This window comes from Stenotrophomonas rhizophila (assembly GCF_000661955.1).
Classification (GTDB): Bacteria; Pseudomonadota; Gammaproteobacteria; order Xanthomonadales; family Xanthomonadaceae; genus Stenotrophomonas; species Stenotrophomonas rhizophila.
The window spans coordinates 2,225,951-2,243,633 of the sequence record NZ_CP007597.1; the positions used below are offsets into that span (position 1 = coordinate 2,225,951).

Here is a 17,683-nt window from a genome sequence, read left to right on the forward strand (position 1 = left end):
CACCGTCCTGCCGCGGGATGCCGTCTCTTCGACGGGTGTGCACAGCACCGGGGGTATAGTCGTCCCACACGACGCTCTTCCCCATGGCACAGAACTCTCTGTAGTTCATCACCGCAAGGATCGAAGCAATGCCCAAGGGCTCAGACCTCCTGGTCGCCGCACTCGAAAACGAGGGCGTTGACCGCATCTTCGGGGTTCCAGGCGAGGAAAACCTCGATTTCCTGGAATCCCTGCGAAATTCCAGCATCGAACTGGTCCTCACCCGTCACGAACAGGCCGCCGCCTTCATGGCTGCCACCCACGGCCGTCTCACCGGCAAACCCGGGGTTTGCCTGGCCACCCTCGGGCCGGGGGCGCTGAACTTCTCCACCGGCGCGGCCTATGCCCATCTCGGGGCATGGCCGATGATCCTGATCACCGGCCAGAAGGCCGTGATGAGCGCTAGGCAGGCGCGCTTCCAGATCGTGGACATCGTGGCCTCGATGAAGCCGCTCACGAAAATGACGCGCCAGATCGTCAGCCCCGCGGCCATACCGGCCATGGTGCGCGATGCCTTCCGCGTGGCCATGGAGGAGCGTCCAGGCCCGGTACATCTGGAGCTTCCGGAGGATATCGCCGGGGAAGAGGTGGACGCGGTGCCGGTGATTCCGGTGCATCCCCTGGACCGGCCCGTTGCCCCGGTCGCCGCGCTCGACCGGGCCGCCGCTGCGATCCTGGCCGCCAAACGCCCCCTGGTGATGATCGGTGCGGCCTGCAGCCGGCCCTCGTTGACCGAGGCGCTCTCCTCATTCGTGGCCCGCACGCGCCTGCCATTCTTCAATACCCAGATGGGCAAAGGGGCCGTTACCGGCGGCTCCAACCTGTACATGGGCACGGCCGCGCTCTCCGAAGGCGACTACGTGCACGAAGCCGTCGCACGTGCCGACCTGATCATTGCCATCGGCCATGACACGATCGAAAAGCCGCCATTCCTGATGAAAGACAACGGCGGGCCCAAGGTCATCCATGTCGGCTTCCAGTCCGCCACGGTTGAACAGGTCTACCACCCCGATATCGAAGTGATCGGCGACATCGGCGCCAGCGCCACCGCGCTTGCCGAACGCCTGGAGGGCAGGGTGGTCGAAGACGCGGGCACCAGCGAGCTGCGCCAGAAGATCCTGTCCCGCCTCAACGACCGCGCCGAGGAAGACCGCTTCCCGGTGACGCCCCAGCGCCTGGTCCATGACGTGCGGCAGGCGATGCCCGAAGACGGCATCGTCTGCCTCGACAACGGCATGTACAAGATCTGGTTTGCCCGCAACTACCGCACGCATGTGGCCAACACGCTGCTGCTCGACAACGCGCTGGCCACGATGGGCGCCGGCCTGCCGTCGGCCATGATGGCGTCGATGCTGTTTCCGAAGCGCCGCGTGCTGGCCGTGTGCGGCGACGGTGGCTTCATGATGAACTCACAGGAGATGGAGACCGCCGTCAGGCTGGGCCTGAACCTGGTGGTCATCGTCCTCAATGACAGCGCCTACGGCATGATCCGCTGGAAGCAGGCGGTGGACGGCTTCGAGGATTTCGGCATGCGCTTCGGCAACCCCGATTTCGTGCGCTATGCCGAAGCCTACGGCGCCAAAGGCAGCCGGATCACGGCGGTGGAGCAGCTGGTGCCCACGATCGAGGCCGCCTTTGCTGGCGGTGGCGTCCACCTGCTGGATGTGCCCATCGACTACTCCGAGAACACCCGCGTCCTGGTCGACGAACTGCGCAACCGCACGCCCGACGTGGGCTGTGCGTAAGCGGTCGCGTTGACGCCAAACACAAGGAATCCCCGATGTTGACCGTCGTACAAGCCTTCGACCGCGCGCCCATCGCCGACATCCCGTTCGACGACGCGGCAGCACTGGAACGCAAACTCAGCGCCGCGCAGCGGGCGTTCAAGAACCGCGACGGCTGGCTGCAGCCGCACCAGCGCATCGCGATCCTGCGCAAGCTGGCCGCGCTGATGGAGGCCAAACGTGACCATCTGGCCCTGCAGATCGCGCGCGAGGGCGGCAAGCCGCTGCCCGACGCCATCGTCGAGACCACGCGTGCGATCGATGGCGTCCACAACGCCGCCGATGAACTGCGCAATTTTGCGGGTCGCGAAATACCGATGGGCCTTTCAGCCGCGGCGGAGAATCGTTGGGCGTTCACTACCCGCGAGCCGATCGGCGTCGTCGCGGCGATCTCGGCGTTCAATCACCCGCTGAATCTGATCGTCCACCAGGTGGCACCGGCCATCGCGGTGGGCTGCCCGGTCATCATCAAACCGGCCTCCACCACGCCGTTGTCCTGCCTGGAATTCGTGGCTATGGTCCACGAAGCGGGCCTGCCGGAGCCGTGGTGCCAGAGCTTCCTGCCAGATGGCAACGAACTGGCCGAGGCGCTTGTCACCGACCCGCGCGTTGCGTTCCTCAGTTTCATTGGCTCGGCCCGGGTCGGTTGGTCGCTTCATGCCAAGCTGGCACACGGGGCGCGCTCGGCGCTGGAGCATGGCGGCGTCGCACCGGCCATCGTGGATCGAAGCGCGGACCTGGCCAAGATCATCGAACCCATCGTCAAGGGCGGCTATTACCACGCCGGCCAGGTCTGCGTATCCACCCAGCGCATCTTCGTACACAACGCCATCGCCGACGACTTCACCCAGGCGCTCATCGCGCGCGTCGAGACGCTGCGTACCGGCGACCCTACGTTGAAAGACACCGAGGTGGGCCCGCTGATCCAGCCCCGCGAGGCCGACCGGGTGGCTGAGTGGATCGAGGAGGCAGTGAAGGGCGGGGCGCAGTGTGCAACCGGCGGCAAACGCCTTTCCGAGACGACGCTGCAGCCCACCGTGCTGCTCGATCCCGCCAGCGACGCCCGGGTGACCACGCAGGAAGTCTTCGGCCCGGTGGTGGCGGTGTACCGTTATGGCGAGCTTGATGAGGCTATTGCGCGGGCGAACTCTTTGCCTACCGCATTCCAGGCAAGCGTCTTCGCGCAGGATATCGATATCGCGATGCGCGCGGCCAACCGGCTGGATGCCTCAGCCGTGATGATCAACGACCCTACTGCGTTCCGCACTGACTGGATGCCGTTTGCAGGGCGCAGGGAGTCCGGTTATGGCACTGGGGGTATTCCTTACACGATGCGGGATATGTCGCAGGAGAAGATGATTCTGATGCGGAGGAGTTGAGCGGGGTGTGGGGGAGGGCAGGTGCGGGTCCTGTGCATGTGGGCGGGCGTGGGATGATGCGATGGGGGGGACGGTATAGCGGGAACGCCGTAACAGGACGGCCCCCTTCCTTGAGCGCGAGCTGGGCAGAGTGGGTGAGGCAGGGGCGTCGCCTGGGCTGTACTGCTACGCAAAGGATGACAGCAACTAGTTCAAAATGCCTCGCCCAGCAGAACCACTTGCGAACTCGCTCGTGGATCGCGCCTAATGCGACACACTTGAGTTGACGGCCGTCAGTCAGCGGAGAAGAACCCTTGTGCAACAGAAGCACTGCAATCGTCGGATTTATCGCCAATCTGGCACCACTTTACTCTGGCGAACGCCATGGCGACTTCTGGTGCGCCCGCAGCCTGCACGATGGCACGCTCATCTCGCCCTTTAGTACGGATGAGGACACGGAAGACGAAGGCTGGATTCGAGTCTGTTGGCAAGGTGATCCCCAGCGACGGACCGAGGTTCTGGGAGCAGACATCACGACGCTTGCATTAGAACGTTATGTTCGGCTGCACTGCACCGGTGCTGACGAGGAAGCCATTGCCGCTGAGCTGTACTTCATGGCCCAGCACTTCACCTTCAAGACCGGCTGTCATGTCTACCTTCCGCAACTGAAAAAGCCTGCCCACCCCACGGTTCGGGCAGGAAAGCGCATGGGCGAGGGCGTTATGGTTAATCTCCTAAGCAAGGTAGTAGGCGCCTGACCTAAAGACACCCAGTGTTCTCAACTGCAGCTCTGAATGGGCAACAAAGCTGGGTCGGCGCCTAAGTAGCGTCAAGACGCCCCCAGCCTGATTAACGCCGACACATCGGCGCTGGAGTTGATGACGCATCAGGGCGTGAACTGTCCGCACGCCTAGCGGCGATGTGCGACGAGCGCTACATCCAGGAGATCCAGAACTTGCCCGGCTTCGATCTGGATGGTGCTGGCGCTTGTTGTTGGCGTGGTGATGCTTGGAAGGTCGTGGAGGCTTCGAAGTCGAAGGAGAAGCTTCCGACAGGCGTCCAATACATCCGAACCCAACCGTAACCGTGGCTGATACTGCATTTCGCATAATGTATATTATGTTAAATGCTGGCCGGTACTACTTGGGCCTGCTCAAGCTGGTGTCGGTGTTCCTAATTGACGTCCTTTTGTTCCTAGATAGTGCCCCCTATTGAATGCAAAGGCTTTTTTGCTCGCCAAATCGTTCCGTGGGACATCAATTAGGAGCAAACTGCCGTCAATAGTGGTCCTAATTGATGTCCCTGGATGGGCTCTAGCCAAGCTAGTGTTCCTAGTTCTTGTCCTTGGATGAGATCTTCTTAGCCCGCTGCTTGGAGCTTATATTCCGTGGACCAGCTGTCACTTGGCTTCGCCTAAACGCAGCCTCTAGATCCGCCGGCAAGTTCTGGAGCTTGGCCAGCTGCTCTTCTAGAGCTGCACATCGGCCACGCTGATTATCCGCCGCCTGCACTGCCACCGCGGTGGCTGAGTGTGCCTTTTCAAGGCTACGCCGCATCTCTGCTTCAGACGACGCATGTCTTTTCACTGCGCTGGCCAGCTGGGTCTGCAATGCCTTGCTCTCTTGTCTAGCGCGATCAATATCCGCCAATGCGCGATTTTCGACAGATCTGACGTGCTCAGCCAGGCTCTCGCGCTCAGATCTCGCCGATGCGTCAGTTTCTTGGAGCCTGTCGTAGAGCGCCTGGCGTGAGGCCTCAACTTGCTCAAGTCGCTGAGTAGCGGCGGTTCGTTGCCCGGTCAGTTCCGCAACCTGCAGTTGAAGCTGATCGACAAGGCGCTTCAGCTCCGTGGCTTGGGCGCGGGCGAGGCGCTCTGCGGCCATCGCCGCCTCCGACCTCGCATGGGCGGCGCGCGTCTCATCTGCAAGTGCTTGGGACCGGGCAAGAAACTTCTCTTGTTTGGACGCAAGGTCTTTGCTCGCCTCGGAAAACTCTTCAAGGACCGCATCACGCGCATGCTCTAGCGCTAGTGCCCACCATTGCCCTGCAAGCTTTCCCAAGGCAGCCGGAGCATCTGTGACCTTTGGGCTCTCTGGCTGCAGCCGACTTCCAAGGCTTTGCCACCAAGTCTCTAGGCAGCGGGTAACGGTGTTCGGGGACCCCGTGCCTAGGTGCGCCCGGACGCGCTCCACCGTCGGGCGCTCGCCCTTTGCGACAAGCGCGTCAGCGGCGCCGTGCACGTCCAGTTCCGTGATGCCGCGAGCCATTGAACTATCTCCTGTGCGGGCGCCCTGCCCCGTTGATTCCGTACTGGCGATAAGTGATGATTATCGCTAGTACATGCATAATAGTGTAATGTACATTACATACTATGAAGCGAACTTCCACCACTTCGACCTTGCCGACGGCTGCCAGTTCGCTGGTGTTGCCGCAGCAATTAGCCCAGAAAGCCGTCGATGCGGTGCGCGAACTGCTAGCAGAGGCAGCCGCGGCGAACACCACCCGTAGCTATGCCACTGCCCTGCGCTATTGGGCCGGATGGCATCAAGGGCGTTATGGTGTCGAGCTGGCGCTGCCGGTCGGCGAGGCCGTTGTGATCCAGTTTCTGGTCGACCATATCCAGCGCAAGAGCAAAGACGGCCTGATCAGCGAACTGCCGCCAGCGCTGGATCAGGCCTTAGTCGCCGCTGGACTCAAGGCAAGGATCGGGGCGCTGAAGCTGTCGACTGTGGTTCAGCGCATGGCAGTGCTGTCCACCGCGCACAAGCTCAAGCGTCTGGCCAACCCCTGCGAGTCGCCGAGCGTGCGTACCTTGCTCAGCCGCGCCCGCCGCGCCTCCGTCAAGCGCGGTGAGCGGCCAACCAAGAAGACCGCCATCACGCGACCAGAGCTTGAGGCCATGCTGGCCACCTGCGATGACTCTCTAGAAGGCCTGCGTGACCGTGCCCTGCTCTGCTTTGGTTTCGCCAGCGGTGGCCGCCGGCGCAGCGAAATCGCAGCCGCCGATCTGCGCGACCTGCGCAAGGTGGGCGACGATGGCTACATTTATCGACTGGAGTACTCGAAGACCCAGCAGGCCGGAGTGAAGGCGGATTCGACGCCGGATAAGCCAATTCTAGGGCGAAGCGCTGAGGCATTGGCGGCTTGGTTGGAGGCGGCCGCGATCCAGGAGGGAGCGATCTTCCGTCGAATCTGGAAGGATCGGGTGGGGCCTGCCCTACTCCCTGGTTCGGTCGCTACAATAGTGAAGCGCCGCGCGCAGCTGGCAGGGCTGGAGGGAGACTTTGGAGCGCACAGCTTGCGGTCGGGGTTCGTCACCGAGGCGGGGAAGCAAGGCGTTCCATTGCCTGCGGTGATGGCGATGACGGAATACCGGTCGGTAGCGAGCGTGGTCGGGTACTTCCAAGCAGGTGCGGCCGAGGACAACCCTGCCGCAAGGCTCCTTAAGTAGACTCACATGCAGTGCGGGCGCAACCCCGGTCGCCGGCCTTCTTGTGGTCAGATAACCTAGCTGCGCCACGTTGTGTCAGGGCAGACGCTGCTGAATCGGGGCGCGACAGGCGGAGAGCCGGGCGAGCATGGCTGGACCCGGTCCGCAAATGGGTGATTGCCTTGCTAGAGCTGCAAAAATTGGTTGAACCGCCCGTCGAATGGCCGATGCCAACGAGGAATAAATGTCAAATGCGCGTCTGACGGAGATCGCCGTCGAAAGGTTCAAGAGTCATGGAGCAGAAACGAGAGTTGGACTTAGTCCGCTCACGGTTCTTGTGGGTCCCAACAATGGCGGCAAGAGCACTATTGTTCAGGCCCTGCTCCTGTTGCAGCAGACCCTGCACTTCCCGCGCGTTGAGGTGCCACTTCATCTCGCGGGGGCGGTCGATGCCAACTCATTGCGAGAGCTGACTTATGACTGGCCGACCGGTGAAGACTTCATAGGGCCGCGATTCCAGATCCATTGGGCTTCAGACGTCGAGACGGAATCAGTTCTAGAGGAGATAGGGGACGGGCCATTCTCAGTTGCTGCTGAACGGATTGGTGGCGACTGGCTCCGCCAGTTTTCTGCTGAGTCAATCTTTTCGACAGCTACCAGTATCAGCCTACAATTCTCTCAAATTTCTGGAAAGCTCTCGCTTACTCACATTGAGTTGGCGGCATATGCGAACCAGGCGGTCGCGCCACGATTGATATTCGAGTTCAAGCTCCTAGATGATGGGGCTTACGAGGTCTCCTGTAACGGTGAGGCTGGAAAGAGTATCAAGGTTAATCTCGATCACTTCATTCCGTACATCTCGATTAATACGAGGAACATTGGGCCAAGGGATAGGCAGCGTGCGTGGGTGAACGCTTTCAAGGCAGTCTTCTTGCAACCGCTCGATGATCTGCAGGGCATTCTGCGAAACCTCAACTATCTTTCCTCGACACGCGACATTCAGCCAGCAATTTACCGGTCTGCATCTATCGCACCGGAAGGTGTTGGCGTGTCTGGGGAGCTGGCTGCGCAGCTCCTTCACGCGAGTCAAGATAAGAGTGTCTTATACAACCCTCCGAGCTCTGCCGCGTTGCATGAAATTCCGACGCCCGTTATCTCCACACTTCAGGTGGCTGTGGGAAATGTCTTGCGCGAGCTGGGCATAAGTGCCCCGCTATCCATTCAGAAGATTGGCGACCTCGGCTTCAGGCTGTTGTTCGGCAACGCCACCCTGCAGCACGTTGGGCGTGGCCTTACATACCTGTTGCCGATCGTTGAGATGGGACTTATTGGAGATCCCACGCTTTTCTCAGCTAAAGACCGGCAGTTAACTTTCAAGCGAGCCAACTTCTCAGTATGTGCGTTTGAGGAACCCGAGGCGCATCTTCACCCAAAACTGCAAGCAATGTTAGCGGATTGGTTTGTAGCATTAGCCAACGGGAAAAGGCAAGTAATAGTCGAAACACATAGCGATCACTTGGTGAGGAGGCTTCGGTCCCTCATCGCTCAAGCCAGTCCCGATTCCCCGATGGAATCGTGGCTTCGGTGTCACGTGTCGATCGTGGAGGTGGAGCAGGTTGGTGGAATTAGCAAGGTTGCCGTGTCTCACTTGCAGAAGAATGGTGACCTCGAGACCTGGCCTAAGGATTTTATGGGTCAAGCTCAGTTGATGGAGGAGGTCATATATGTCGCTGGCCTCGGGAAGGACGATGACGCGGAGGGCCAGCTTCCAGAAGTGGCTCATTCTTCAGAGGATGAGCCCTATGAACGTCCTGATTGATCCCGAGCTGCTCGCTCCTTTTCGGAATGCCCGCCACTGCACTGAGGCCGATGTGGCCGCGCTCAAAGAGTCTCTGGAGCAGCTCACCAGGTTCACCACCAACTATGATGCGAAAGTTGTGTCGACGAAGCATCTATGGCGCATGCTCCAGGAGCTGTACATCGCTCCCGTAGTTGATGCTTTCAATGAGCCCACAGTGCGAACTCCGTTGCAACTGTTGCGAGGGCGGCTAAGGGTGGTCGTCCCTGACGTGAATCGGCCTCTACTTGCATGGGGCTTCGAGCAGATGCTTAGTCGCAATGACGGGCAGGATTGGCCAAGTGGGTATGCATCAGTAGCGGCCGAACTGCAGGCTGCCAACGAGTCAGTGGTGCTCTTCACTCGCTACCTAGAAGGTCGGAACGTTACGACTCACAAGGCTGCGCATTCGATACTCGTGGAGAAGACACGCTGGCGCATGCACGTTGGTGCGCCTAGTCTAAATGGAATTGTTTCCGTGCCATGCGTTGCGTCATTGCGGAATGCTGATGTTTCGTGGACTACTCGCTTCGACGACACGTTGCCGGACACAGCCCCGTCGGAGGGAGCTGCATTCCAGCCTCCATTTAACTGGCACCGAGGGTATGTAAAGCCCTTTCGCGTTCATCAATCAAAGTTTGCGTGGACGGACTCAGCCGGTAGCGGTTGGTCCGATCCGAACACTCCAGGGACTTCGTATCACTGGGATGTTCACTTTGCGGTTGCATCGGAGAGCCCGATTGGAATCTCGCCAGCGAACATTGTCCGTTGGGGGGCGCCTAGGAAGGAAGGTATTGCTGGCGGGATACACCACGTTCCGCGCCTGAAGCGTGCCCGGGTTGTTTAAGCCTCTGGCCACCTTGCCTGTAATCAGGGCAAGGTGGCTCAAGCTTTAAGCGGCTCGCTCTGCGCAGTTAGCGCTGGCGTAGTCGCCTTTTGTAAGCCAATTTTCGGGAATATATTTGACATGCTCTTCTCCTTACTCATGAGTCTGAGCTATGCAGAGTCCGGCATCATTGAGCTCGATGCGCTACGTCAGGCGCTTCCGTCCACTCCTGAGGACGTCCTCAATCAATTTTATGCAGACCACGGACGCAACTGCGCCTTCCAGAATCAGTACGGACACCTCGACATTAATCGCATCGAGTGGCAGCTAAAACGTGTGCCTGCCGAGCAGATTATTTCCTGTACAGTGTGGCGAGAATTTCAGAACTGGTGCGATAGTGTGGCTGAGCGAGTCAATGGCTTTGCCACCAAGGGCTGGAACTGTATCGATGTCCGGTCTGACGTTCGCCTTAGTTGGGAGTGCGAGCGCACTTGGATTCGGCCTCCTATCCTTCTGAGTGGAGCTTTTGCTCCCTCTGCCTCAGGGCTACATCTTGTCGAAGGACATACTAGGATCGGATTGCTTAGAGGGCTCATTGCGGCGGACGTACTGTCCGGTACGTCAGAGCACCTCGTCTGGATTGGAAGAGTGCGCGGCTCTTAATTGCGCCTTATCAATACATTGCCCGCTCTTGGTCTCGAGTGGCCTACTCCCCACCCTCGATAGATCGATCTAGCGGCGGGCAGTTCCTACGAAAAAGTGGACACCCGCTCAACAACACTGCTCGAACTGCACGGGTGATCGATAGCCCAGCGACGAATGCAGGCGCTGGTGTGTTGGCGCGCGTCCTGACCTACGCGCATGTAGTGCTTTTCGTCCCGATCACCGCTCATTCGTCTATACCCTCCGTTCGTTCAAGCCAGGCAATGATTTGACGATCATGGGATTTGACCGATACCCAAATCGATTTCACAGCTTCGGCAGCGCAGGGTTCGTTCCGGCGCACGCGGGCTGTCCACGCACCCAGTCCGGGTAGCGATCCATCTTCGCGCTCAAGGGGATCATGGAGCGCTGTGGCAAGTAGGCGAATTTGGTGAATAGTTCCGTGGAGAAGTACTCCGTGGGGTGGTGGTACACCACAAAGGGCGGACTGGGGCTGTCGCCTTTCAGTCCCATGTTCCAACGCTGAACAAGTTAATCCACCATCGCGTCGTATTCGGTTCGGGTGGCCTGGACGTACGGCGATACACTGCGCACGCGGAAGCGCTGCTTGTAGTCCTCGCCCCCTGGGAAATCGAGAAGCCTCAGGATGAACTCGATGCCATCCTTACCCGTAAACCCTACAGTTGCGGAGTTCGCAAACGAGCCCAAACAGTTGCGCTCCCACTTGTTTGACTCCCAGTCCTGGACGGACGTGCCGTGGATCTGCTCCACCTCGGCCAGGGTCATGCCTAGGCAGACCTCGCCCATGCAGTAGCAGTCCTTCAAGACCAAAGTGGCGAACTGCCACTCGCGATCTATCGCACTGCTATCGTCAGCCCAGGCAGGCCCAGTCAAACAAGCGGCCGCCAGTGCCGCGAAAATCCTGTAGAACACCCATCCCCCTGTGGTACTCATAATATCCCCGACATGCGTAGCCGACCTGGTACCGGCCATCAATCGTCGTCTTCCGCCTCTTCTTCCTCAGGCTCTGCCACCACCGCCCCACCCCGCCGCTCCACATTGAGCGCGTACAGCCGGCGCAGGATCTCGTCTTCCTCCAGGGGCCACGCCCAGCCGTAGGCGGCGGCCACCGCCCGATCCAGGTCGGCATGCAGGTCGACCAACCACTGCTCGTTGTCGTTGTACAACTTCGTCAGGGTCCGCTGGCGCCACTGGGCGGCAAACGGCGGACGCGGGACGATCCTTCGGGGCAGACCCGCTTGGGCTTCCTTGTCGGTCTGCTGGTACTCGATCCACTCAGGCGGGTTGAGCCAGCGTTCGCGAGCGTTGAGCAATGCCGCACTGGCGGTGGCAATTCTTTGCGCGCTGGGATCTTCGGCGTAGTCGGGCGCTGGGATATCAGGGGTCAGGCCCTCGGGAAACGGGAACGTCTCGAACGTCGTGCCGGGGGTGTAGCGAGGGTCGTTGCCCACCCCCATCCAGGTGCCCATGCGCAGCGCCCACACCTCGTGGAAACGCGAGTGCAGAATGCCCATGCTCGTGTCGTCTTCGCGCGAGATGGAGACGGTCGCATCGTCGTAGTAGGCTCTGGGATGGCCCCATACGAACACCCGGTGCTTGGACACGCGCGGGGTGATGATCACGCGCTCCAGGGGCGCCACCGCGGCCCGGATTTCGGTACCCACCCGCCCGTGGAGCCACCACTTCGTGCGCCGCCCTTCGTCCTTGTTCTTGAGGCGCTTGGGGCGGACATTTTCAACGACGTGCGCAAACGGCAGGGCATAACCTGCTGCCTCACGCTCCGAGCGAGCGTTGAAATCGACAATCCACTTGCCCCTGGGACGCGCGGTGAGGTCGCGGGTGTTGAACAGGGGGCGCAAGACCTCGTTGTTCTCCCCACCCACGGCATTGGGCTGGCCCATCCATGCAAGCGCGGTGGCTTCGGGGATGTCGAACTTGCCCACTTTGACCGAGCCCTGGAAACTGCGGCCCCGGTTGGTGTCCAGACGCTTGGCCAGGGTGAGGTTGACCCCCTCCACGCCCACGGCGGGCCCGGTGAGGTCGGGGTAGATCACTTCTACCGGCCGGCCGTCCAGGTGCGGCTGGGCCTGTGATTGGCCAAACGCCACCATGGACACGCGCACGGCCGTGCCGCGGTCCCACCATTCCTGGTCGCTCCAGGCCTCGAATATCCGGGACTGGTCACTCACCCGCTCCAGGCTGCGGCGGTTTGCGCCGCCTCGAATGCTGTTGGTGGACACCAGCCCAACCCGGGCGGTTCCCGCCGGCAGGCAGTCCATGGACCGCTCGAACCAGTAGCAGACGAAATCAGCGCCTTCGGATACATGGCCGTCGTATGCAGCACGCAATCGCTCGACGTACTCGTCTCCCAGTTCGCGCCGCAGTTTCTTGTTGCCGATGAAGGGCGGGTTGCCCACGATCACGTCGCACACGGGCCAGGCGGCCGGCACCTCGCCTTCCAGCAGTGCGTCCCGGCACTGGATCTGGTCCAGCGGCAGCAGGATGGGATCCATCCGAGCGCCATACCCGTTCTGGATCATCCACTGCAGCTCGCCGATCCACACGGTGATCCGGGCCAGTTCAGCGGCATAGGCGTTGACTTCGATCCCGAACACCTGGCGCGGGGACACGCCCAGGATCTGGCGTGGTAGCCCCAGTTCCTCGGCTTCCAGCATGACCCGTCGCTCGATGTCTTTCAGGGCGCGCAAGGCCATGAAAAGGAAGTTGCCCGAACCGCACGCCGGATCCAGGACGGTGAACGAATGGAGCCGCCCCAGGAACTGGGTATAGCGTTCCTGGGCTTCTCCGAACGCGCGCGTCTGGGCTGCCTTCTGGGCTGACGACAGGCCCTGGCGGGAGCCCTTGAGGTCGGCCTTTTCCAGCAAGGGACCCAAGATGGCCTTTTCGGCGTCCCAGTCCGACAGCCACGGCTCGATGATCACGGGCCGGATCAGTTTGGTGATCGTGGCCGGGTCGGTGTAGTTGGCGCCCAGTTGCTTGCGCTTGGCCGGGTCCAGGCCACGCTCGAACAAGGTGCCGAAAATGGATGGGTCGATCTGGTCCCAACTCAGGCGGCACGCCGCCAGCAGGATCCGCAACTCGTCGCGGTCCAGGCGCAGGGCGGTGTCGTTGTCGAACAGCCCGCCGTTGAACCAGGCAATGGGAACGAAGGCTACCCGCCCGCCCTTGGCGTGCATGGCCGCGAACAGTTGGCGGGCGTTGTCCACGAACGCGTCCGGGTCGTCCTGCGACCCTTCCACCAGACGGGTGAACAGGTTATCCGGCAGCAGGCCGATGTCCTCGGCAAACATGCAGAACACCAGCCTGTTGAGGAAGTGGGCCACCTCGCGGGCTTCATGTCCCCGCTGGCGCAGCGCCCAGGCCAGTTCAGCGAACTTCCTGGCCGCCGCGGCGGTGATATCGGAGCGCTTGGTGTCGGGCTTCAACTCGTCGGGGTTGTTGAACATGGCCCGGACCTTGCGCAACACCGCAAGCTCCGCCAGGTCCTCCACCGTGAACCGGTGGACCTCCTTGACGGTGTTCGTGAAGTTGGTGTGGATCTCGATGGTTCGCAGATCCGACACCACCAGAAGGGGGGGGTTCTGCAGGTCATCGGAGTACATCTTCAACTGGGCGTACGCGTCCTGGAGGTTACGCCCCGTGCCCTTGGCTTCCCAACCGAAGTAGCCCTTCTTCCAGGCGTCGGCGAACCCTCGCCCGCCGGCCGCCTTGCCCACGCCGTACTCGTAGGTGAACCAGGTGTGGTCCGGGTCGGCTTCCCGCGGCGTGCGGTGTCCAGCCAGCCGGCACAGGTCGTCAAAGAACGACTGGGCGTCGCGGCGCTCGTCGCCGCCTCCACGCCACTTTTCAATGAACTCGTTAGGCGTCATCCATCTGTGGGCCTCCCCGCCCAGTATCACTCGTATCTTCACATATTGTCATGCTCGTTTGCGACCCCGCGTTGCCTTCCTTTCCGCTAGGTCAGCGGCCATCTTGGCCACCAGCGCTTCCTGCTTTTTGAGGGTCAATCCCATCCCGTAATCACGAACGTTGTGGTGGGCCTCGAAGTGGGCCACCGGCCGAAGCAGGTTGTCGGCGTCGCGTGCCAACACCCACCCGAAGGGCCGCTTTGGGTCGTAAGCTGTCATGCCCCCTACTCCCGATAAACATCCCTAATCCTCACCCTGCGCAGACCTGTAACGGTCAGTCGTAGGCGTCGAGGCAAGAGCGCCGCCTGCACCGAAGTTGGAGTGTCCTGTGGATGAATGGATGACGGGCCGCGCCTCACATGGGCGCGCACATATATTGGCGCCCTGGCGGGGTGCGCTAATAGTGTTGGGGGGACGTCGATGGCGCGCCGGGCAGATTGTTATAGCTCAACCAACGTAGCGATGTCGTCGAGCGCCCCCATCGTGAGATCAACTGGGCTCAATGCCTGAGCCGGCACTCTTGGGATCCACGCGAATCGGTACTCACGCTGGTACGTATACCGGAAATGCTTGGCAAAGGGAACGCTGATGCGTGCAGTCTCGGGCTGGTGTGGATCGACGTACATCGCGTCCCCGCACGAGTACTCGCTCGATGGAATCTGATAGTCGGCGGCTTGGCGGAGCCGCTCGGCGAAAGCCTTCTTGTTTCTAATGATCAGACATGCTTGGGCTTCGAAGTCGCAAAACAAACGGGGCTCGACTGATTGCGTCACACAGTAGAGCCAGTAATCACCCTCTGCCGTATGATTGGCGCGCAGGACTTGGTCGCCTGAATTGTTCGGTACATCATGTGGATTCTTGACTAGCGCTACGAGATCAGCGCGAGATACCACAATAGACAAGGCCAGGCTCAGCTCGTCGTCACGTACCGCTCCGTTGAGGTGACTAGCTTTGAAGAAGCTGGCAGGCTGAATCCGTGCATTTCCTTGGCTAAGTAAGGCGGCCATATGCTCACTCTTGCCGTACTTGACCAAGCTGTTTCTTGGGTCCAAATCCAAGGCTGCAAACACGCTGGCGGCCTTGCGACCCAGCTCTCCGACGAAATCCGACAGCGGCTGCTCGCGGATGAACCCGTTAGTAAACCCATTGGGATATGGGCCGTATCGGAGCTTCATCTCCTCAAGAACTTGGGTCCACTTGAGCATGAACCGTTGAGCCTCAGGATCTTTGGGAGATCCCAACCCAATCTTCGCCTGTGGCGTCAGGGTGATCATGTTCAACACTACATCACGCACCCGTTGCTGCAGCTCATCCTCAGACAGGTGCCTAAGGAACCGGTTCTCGCCGTAGGCCTGTCGCCACATTTCGTGCAGTTGCATCCGTGCTGGTCTCGGGTGGAAAGAATCAATTATGGCTTCACGGGCCACCGGTGCCAAAGCTGGCTTGGGCAGATGTCCCCTCAGTCGTGAGCGCCCTGCCCCTTACCCGCGATAACGACCCCTAATCGCCCGCCCTATCCCGTGGCCGCACTCGGATGAAAAGCGGGTCATTTGGGGAAGGCAGCCTCCCAGCTCGCCGCTGATCGTCCACCTAGCGTCGATCACCCCGCTTCACCGCCCAGGTCTCGATCCAGCATGCAGTCGATGAAGGCCCGCAACGCCGGCAGCATATGCCGTCGGCTCGAGTAGTACAGGTAAAGGCCAGGGACCTTGGGCGACCAGTCCGCCAGCACGCGCCGCAGTCGGCCATCGCGCAGTGCCTCGGCGATGTCATCATCGTTATAGGCGTACAGGATTCCAAGTCCCTGCAACGCTGCGGGCACGATGATGTCCTGGTGGTTGGAGATCACGTTTCCTTCCCCAAAGAACTCTATCGTTTCCCCCGCTTTACTGAATTCCCAGCCTGCAATCCTGCCGCTGCCGGGGAAGCGCCAAAGGATGCAGGCGTGTCGGCTCAGGTCCTCAGGCGTTCTGGGTTCACCGTGGCGGGCAAGGTAGTCCGGCGATGCGACGGCAAGCAGTTCGACATCCGGCGTCATTCGGACCGCAACCATGTCCTTCTGCACGCGATTGCCCACGCGGATGCCGGCATCAAAGCCTTCGCCGGCGATGTCGCTCAGGGCGTCATTGATCACGATGTCCAAGACCACATCGGGATGGGCACCTGCGAAACGCCCAAGCCGAGGCGCGATCAGTCGCTTGGCAGCCATGCTGAGCGTGTTGATGCGCAGCGTTCCCGAGGCACGTGTCCGTGTGTCTACCGCCTCCGCTACGGCCGCGTCCATTTCCCGCAGCATCGGCGCCATGCGTTCGTGCAGCCGCCTGCCCGGCTCGGTGGGAGAAACGCTGCGCGTGGTCCGGTTCAACAGGCGCACACCCAGTCGCGCCTCCAGCTGGCGGATGGTCTGACTGAGGGCGGACCGGGAGAGTGCCAGGTGATCGGCCGCCTTGGCGAAGCTTGACCTGTCCACGATGGCGACGAAGGCCTTCAGTTCTGCGAATTCAGCGCCGCGCATTGTGCACTCGTTTCTACATAGCCTGCTCAGATAGTAGGTGATTCTGTTACCACAAAGAACGAGTCAATCTGGCGCCGTCCACCACAACGGAGACCTGACATGCAAAGACTCGATCTTCCCGAACCGATCGCGGCCTATTTTGTCGCCGACCAGCACGACGGCCGGGCGGTTGCCCGCTGCTTCACGCCGAACGGGCGCGTGTTGGATGAAAGGACGACCCATTCAGGTACAGCTGCGATCGAAGCATGGAAAAACGCCTCCTCGGCGAAATACACCTATGTCGCCCTCCCCCGAGCGGTGGAGACGCTGGATGGCAGCTATATCGTGACCAGCGAAGTGTCGGGCAACTTCCAGGGCAGCCCGGTTGACCTGCGCTACATCTTCATTCTGGAACGCGGCAAGATCGCCTCGCTGGAGATTGCCCCATGACCTTCGATCTTCAACTGACAGGCAAGCGTGTCCTGGTGACAGGCGGTGCCCGCGGTGTGGGCGCTGCCGTCGTCGATCTGTTGTCCAGGCTGGGGGCTCGAGTCGTGGCGGTCGCGCTGTCGGCGCCGAAGCGCCCTGTCGATGGCGTGCATTATGTAGCGGCGGATCTCGCTACCGCCGAAGGCGTACGCCAGACATCGGAGGCAGCCCTAGGCCATCTCGGCACCCTCGACATCCTGATCAACGTGGTGGGCGGGTCATCGGCGCCGGCCGGCGGGTTCGCTCGGCTGGACGATATGGAGTGGACCAAAGCGCTCGATCTGAACTTGATGTCGGCGGTGCGGATGGATCGCACCTGCTTGCCCGCCATGATCGCCCAGGGCACAGGGGTGATCCTGCATGTGACGTCGATCCAACGGCTACTGCCGCTGCATGACGCCACGATTGCCTATGCTGCGGCGAAGGCAGCATTGTCCACCTACAGCAAGGCACTCTCCAAGGAAGTCACCCCAAAGGGGGTGCGCGTGGTCCGCGTGTCGCCGGGCTGGATCGAGACAGACGCTGCGATCGCATTCGTCGAGCGGATCGCGTCCAATGCAGGCACAGATTATGAGGGTGCCAAACAGCAGGTCATGCAGTCGCTGGGAGGCATTCCGCTGGGGCGCCCTGCCCGGCCGGCCGAGGTAGCCGATCTGATTGCATTCCTGGTCTCGCCGCGGGCGGCGTCCATCTCCGGCGCGGAGTACACGATCGACGGCGGCACGGTGCCGACCGCCTGAGGTTGCGCCGCGACCATTCGGGCCGCTCGCGCTCGCGCCCTTCACAGCAACCACGCCACCCCGAATGCAACTA

13 protein-coding genes are annotated in these 17,683 nt (G+C 61.1%); 7 read left to right on the forward strand and 6 right to left on the reverse strand.

Annotated features, from left to right (window positions below):
- Positions 1–128 precede the first annotated feature (128 nt).
- From DX03_RS09570 to DX03_RS21170, 3 genes are all read left to right on the forward strand, one after another.
- Complete coding sequence (locus DX03_RS09570; RefSeq protein ID WP_038688248.1) at positions 129–1,784, forward strand: acetolactate synthase large subunit; 1,656 nt, start codon at positions 129–131, stop codon at positions 1,782–1,784.
- A 35-nt stretch (positions 1,785–1,819) separates the two neighbouring features.
- A complete protein-coding gene (locus DX03_RS09575; protein WP_038688249.1) occupies positions 1,820–3,202 on the forward strand; it encodes an aldehyde dehydrogenase family protein in 1,383 nt (460 codons plus the stop codon).
- 293 nt (positions 3,203–3,495) lie between these two features.
- On the forward strand, positions 3,496–3,939 hold the full coding sequence (locus tag DX03_RS21170; RefSeq protein WP_185753520.1) for a hypothetical protein: 444 nt from the start codon (positions 3,496–3,498) through the stop codon (positions 3,937–3,939).
- A gap of 573 nt (positions 3,940–4,512) precedes the next feature.
- Here DX03_RS21170 and DX03_RS20690 read toward each other — a convergent pair.
- On the reverse strand, positions 4,513–5,448 hold the full coding sequence (locus DX03_RS20690) for a DNA-binding protein (protein WP_081797211.1): 936 nt from the start codon (positions 5,446–5,448) through the stop codon (positions 4,513–4,515).
- 104 nt (positions 5,449–5,552) lie between these two features.
- Between DX03_RS20690 and DX03_RS09585 the strand changes: the two genes are divergently transcribed.
- Positions 5,553–6,632, forward strand: a complete 1,080-nt coding sequence (locus tag DX03_RS09585) for a site-specific integrase (RefSeq protein WP_051598819.1) — start codon at positions 5,553–5,555, stop codon at positions 6,630–6,632.
- 223 nt (positions 6,633–6,855) lie between these two features.
- On the forward strand, positions 6,856–8,430 hold the full coding sequence (locus DX03_RS09590; protein WP_038688253.1) for an AAA family ATPase: 1,575 nt from the start codon (positions 6,856–6,858) through the stop codon (positions 8,428–8,430).
- Positions 8,431–10,468: 2,038 nt separating this feature from the next.
- Here DX03_RS09590 and DX03_RS21175 read toward each other — a convergent pair.
- The 5 genes from DX03_RS21175 to DX03_RS09620 form a co-directional block, all read right to left on the reverse strand.
- Positions 10,469–10,723, reverse strand: a complete 255-nt coding sequence (locus DX03_RS21175) for a hypothetical protein (RefSeq protein WP_185753521.1) — start codon at positions 10,721–10,723, stop codon at positions 10,469–10,471.
- A 206-nt stretch (positions 10,724–10,929) separates the two neighbouring features.
- Entirely contained in the window at positions 10,930–13,848 is a 2,919-nt protein-coding gene (locus tag DX03_RS09605; protein ID WP_038688259.1) for a class I SAM-dependent DNA methyltransferase, read from the reverse strand.
- 48 nt (positions 13,849–13,896) lie between these two features.
- Positions 13,897–14,106 (reverse strand): hypothetical protein, encoded by a 210-nt coding sequence (locus DX03_RS09610; protein WP_038688262.1) that lies wholly within the window; start codon positions 14,104–14,106, stop codon positions 13,897–13,899.
- 221 nt (positions 14,107–14,327) lie between these two features.
- A complete protein-coding gene (locus DX03_RS09615; RefSeq protein WP_038688264.1) occupies positions 14,328–15,266 on the reverse strand; it encodes a hypothetical protein in 939 nt (312 codons plus the stop codon).
- Between the two features lie 221 nt (positions 15,267–15,487).
- Positions 15,488–16,402 carry a LysR family transcriptional regulator gene (locus DX03_RS09620; protein WP_038688266.1) on the reverse strand — a complete coding sequence of 305 codons (915 nt, stop codon included), beginning with the start codon at positions 16,400–16,402 and terminating at the stop codon, positions 15,488–15,490.
- Positions 16,403–16,501: 99 nt separating this feature from the next.
- Between DX03_RS09620 and DX03_RS09625 the strand changes: the two genes are divergently transcribed.
- Together DX03_RS09625 and DX03_RS09630 are read left to right on the forward strand one after the other, a co-directional pair.
- On the forward strand, positions 16,502–16,831 hold the full coding sequence (locus DX03_RS09625) for a hypothetical protein (RefSeq protein ID WP_038688268.1): 330 nt from the start codon (positions 16,502–16,504) through the stop codon (positions 16,829–16,831).
- Positions 16,828–17,610 (forward strand): SDR family oxidoreductase, encoded by a 783-nt coding sequence (locus tag DX03_RS09630; protein ID WP_038688270.1) that lies wholly within the window; start codon positions 16,828–16,830, stop codon positions 17,608–17,610. The genes DX03_RS09625 and DX03_RS09630 overlap by 4 nt, the downstream gene beginning before the upstream one ends.
- The last annotated feature ends 73 nt before the right edge of the window (positions 17,611–17,683 follow it).

What these genes read in the sequence shown, in the direction of transcription:
- DX03_RS09570 (WP_038688248.1), top strand. Translation starts at nt 129, where the DNA reads ATGCCCAAGGGCTCAGACCTCCTGGTCGCCGCACTCGAAAACGAGGGC.
- DX03_RS09575 (WP_038688249.1), top strand. Translation starts at nt 1,820, where the DNA reads ATGTTGACCGTCGTACAAGCCTTCGACCGCGCGCCCATCGCCGACATC.
- DX03_RS20690 (WP_081797211.1), bottom strand. Translation starts at nt 5,448, where the DNA reads ATGGCTCGCGGCATCACGGAACTGGACGTGCACGGCGCCGCTGACGCG.
- DX03_RS09585 (WP_051598819.1), top strand. Translation starts at nt 5,553, where the DNA reads ATGAAGCGAACTTCCACCACTTCGACCTTGCCGACGGCTGCCAGTTCG.
- DX03_RS09590 (WP_038688253.1), top strand. Translation starts at nt 6,856, where the DNA reads ATGTCAAATGCGCGTCTGACGGAGATCGCCGTCGAAAGGTTCAAGAGT.
- DX03_RS21175 (WP_185753521.1), bottom strand. Translation starts at nt 10,723, where the DNA reads ATGACCCTGGCCGAGGTGGAGCAGATCCACGGCACGTCCGTCCAGGAC.
- DX03_RS09605 (WP_038688259.1), bottom strand. Translation starts at nt 13,848, where the DNA reads ATGACGCCTAACGAGTTCATTGAAAAGTGGCGTGGAGGCGGCGACGAG.
- DX03_RS09610 (WP_038688262.1), bottom strand. Translation starts at nt 14,106, where the DNA reads ATGACAGCTTACGACCCAAAGCGGCCCTTCGGGTGGGTGTTGGCACGC.
- DX03_RS09615 (WP_038688264.1), bottom strand. Translation starts at nt 15,266, where the DNA reads ATGCAACTGCACGAAATGTGGCGACAGGCCTACGGCGAGAACCGGTTC.
- DX03_RS09620 (WP_038688266.1), bottom strand. Translation starts at nt 16,402, where the DNA reads ATGCGCGGCGCTGAATTCGCAGAACTGAAGGCCTTCGTCGCCATCGTG.
- DX03_RS09625 (WP_038688268.1), top strand. Translation starts at nt 16,502, where the DNA reads ATGCAAAGACTCGATCTTCCCGAACCGATCGCGGCCTATTTTGTCGCC.
- DX03_RS09630 (WP_038688270.1), top strand. Translation starts at nt 16,828, where the DNA reads ATGACCTTCGATCTTCAACTGACAGGCAAGCGTGTCCTGGTGACAGGC.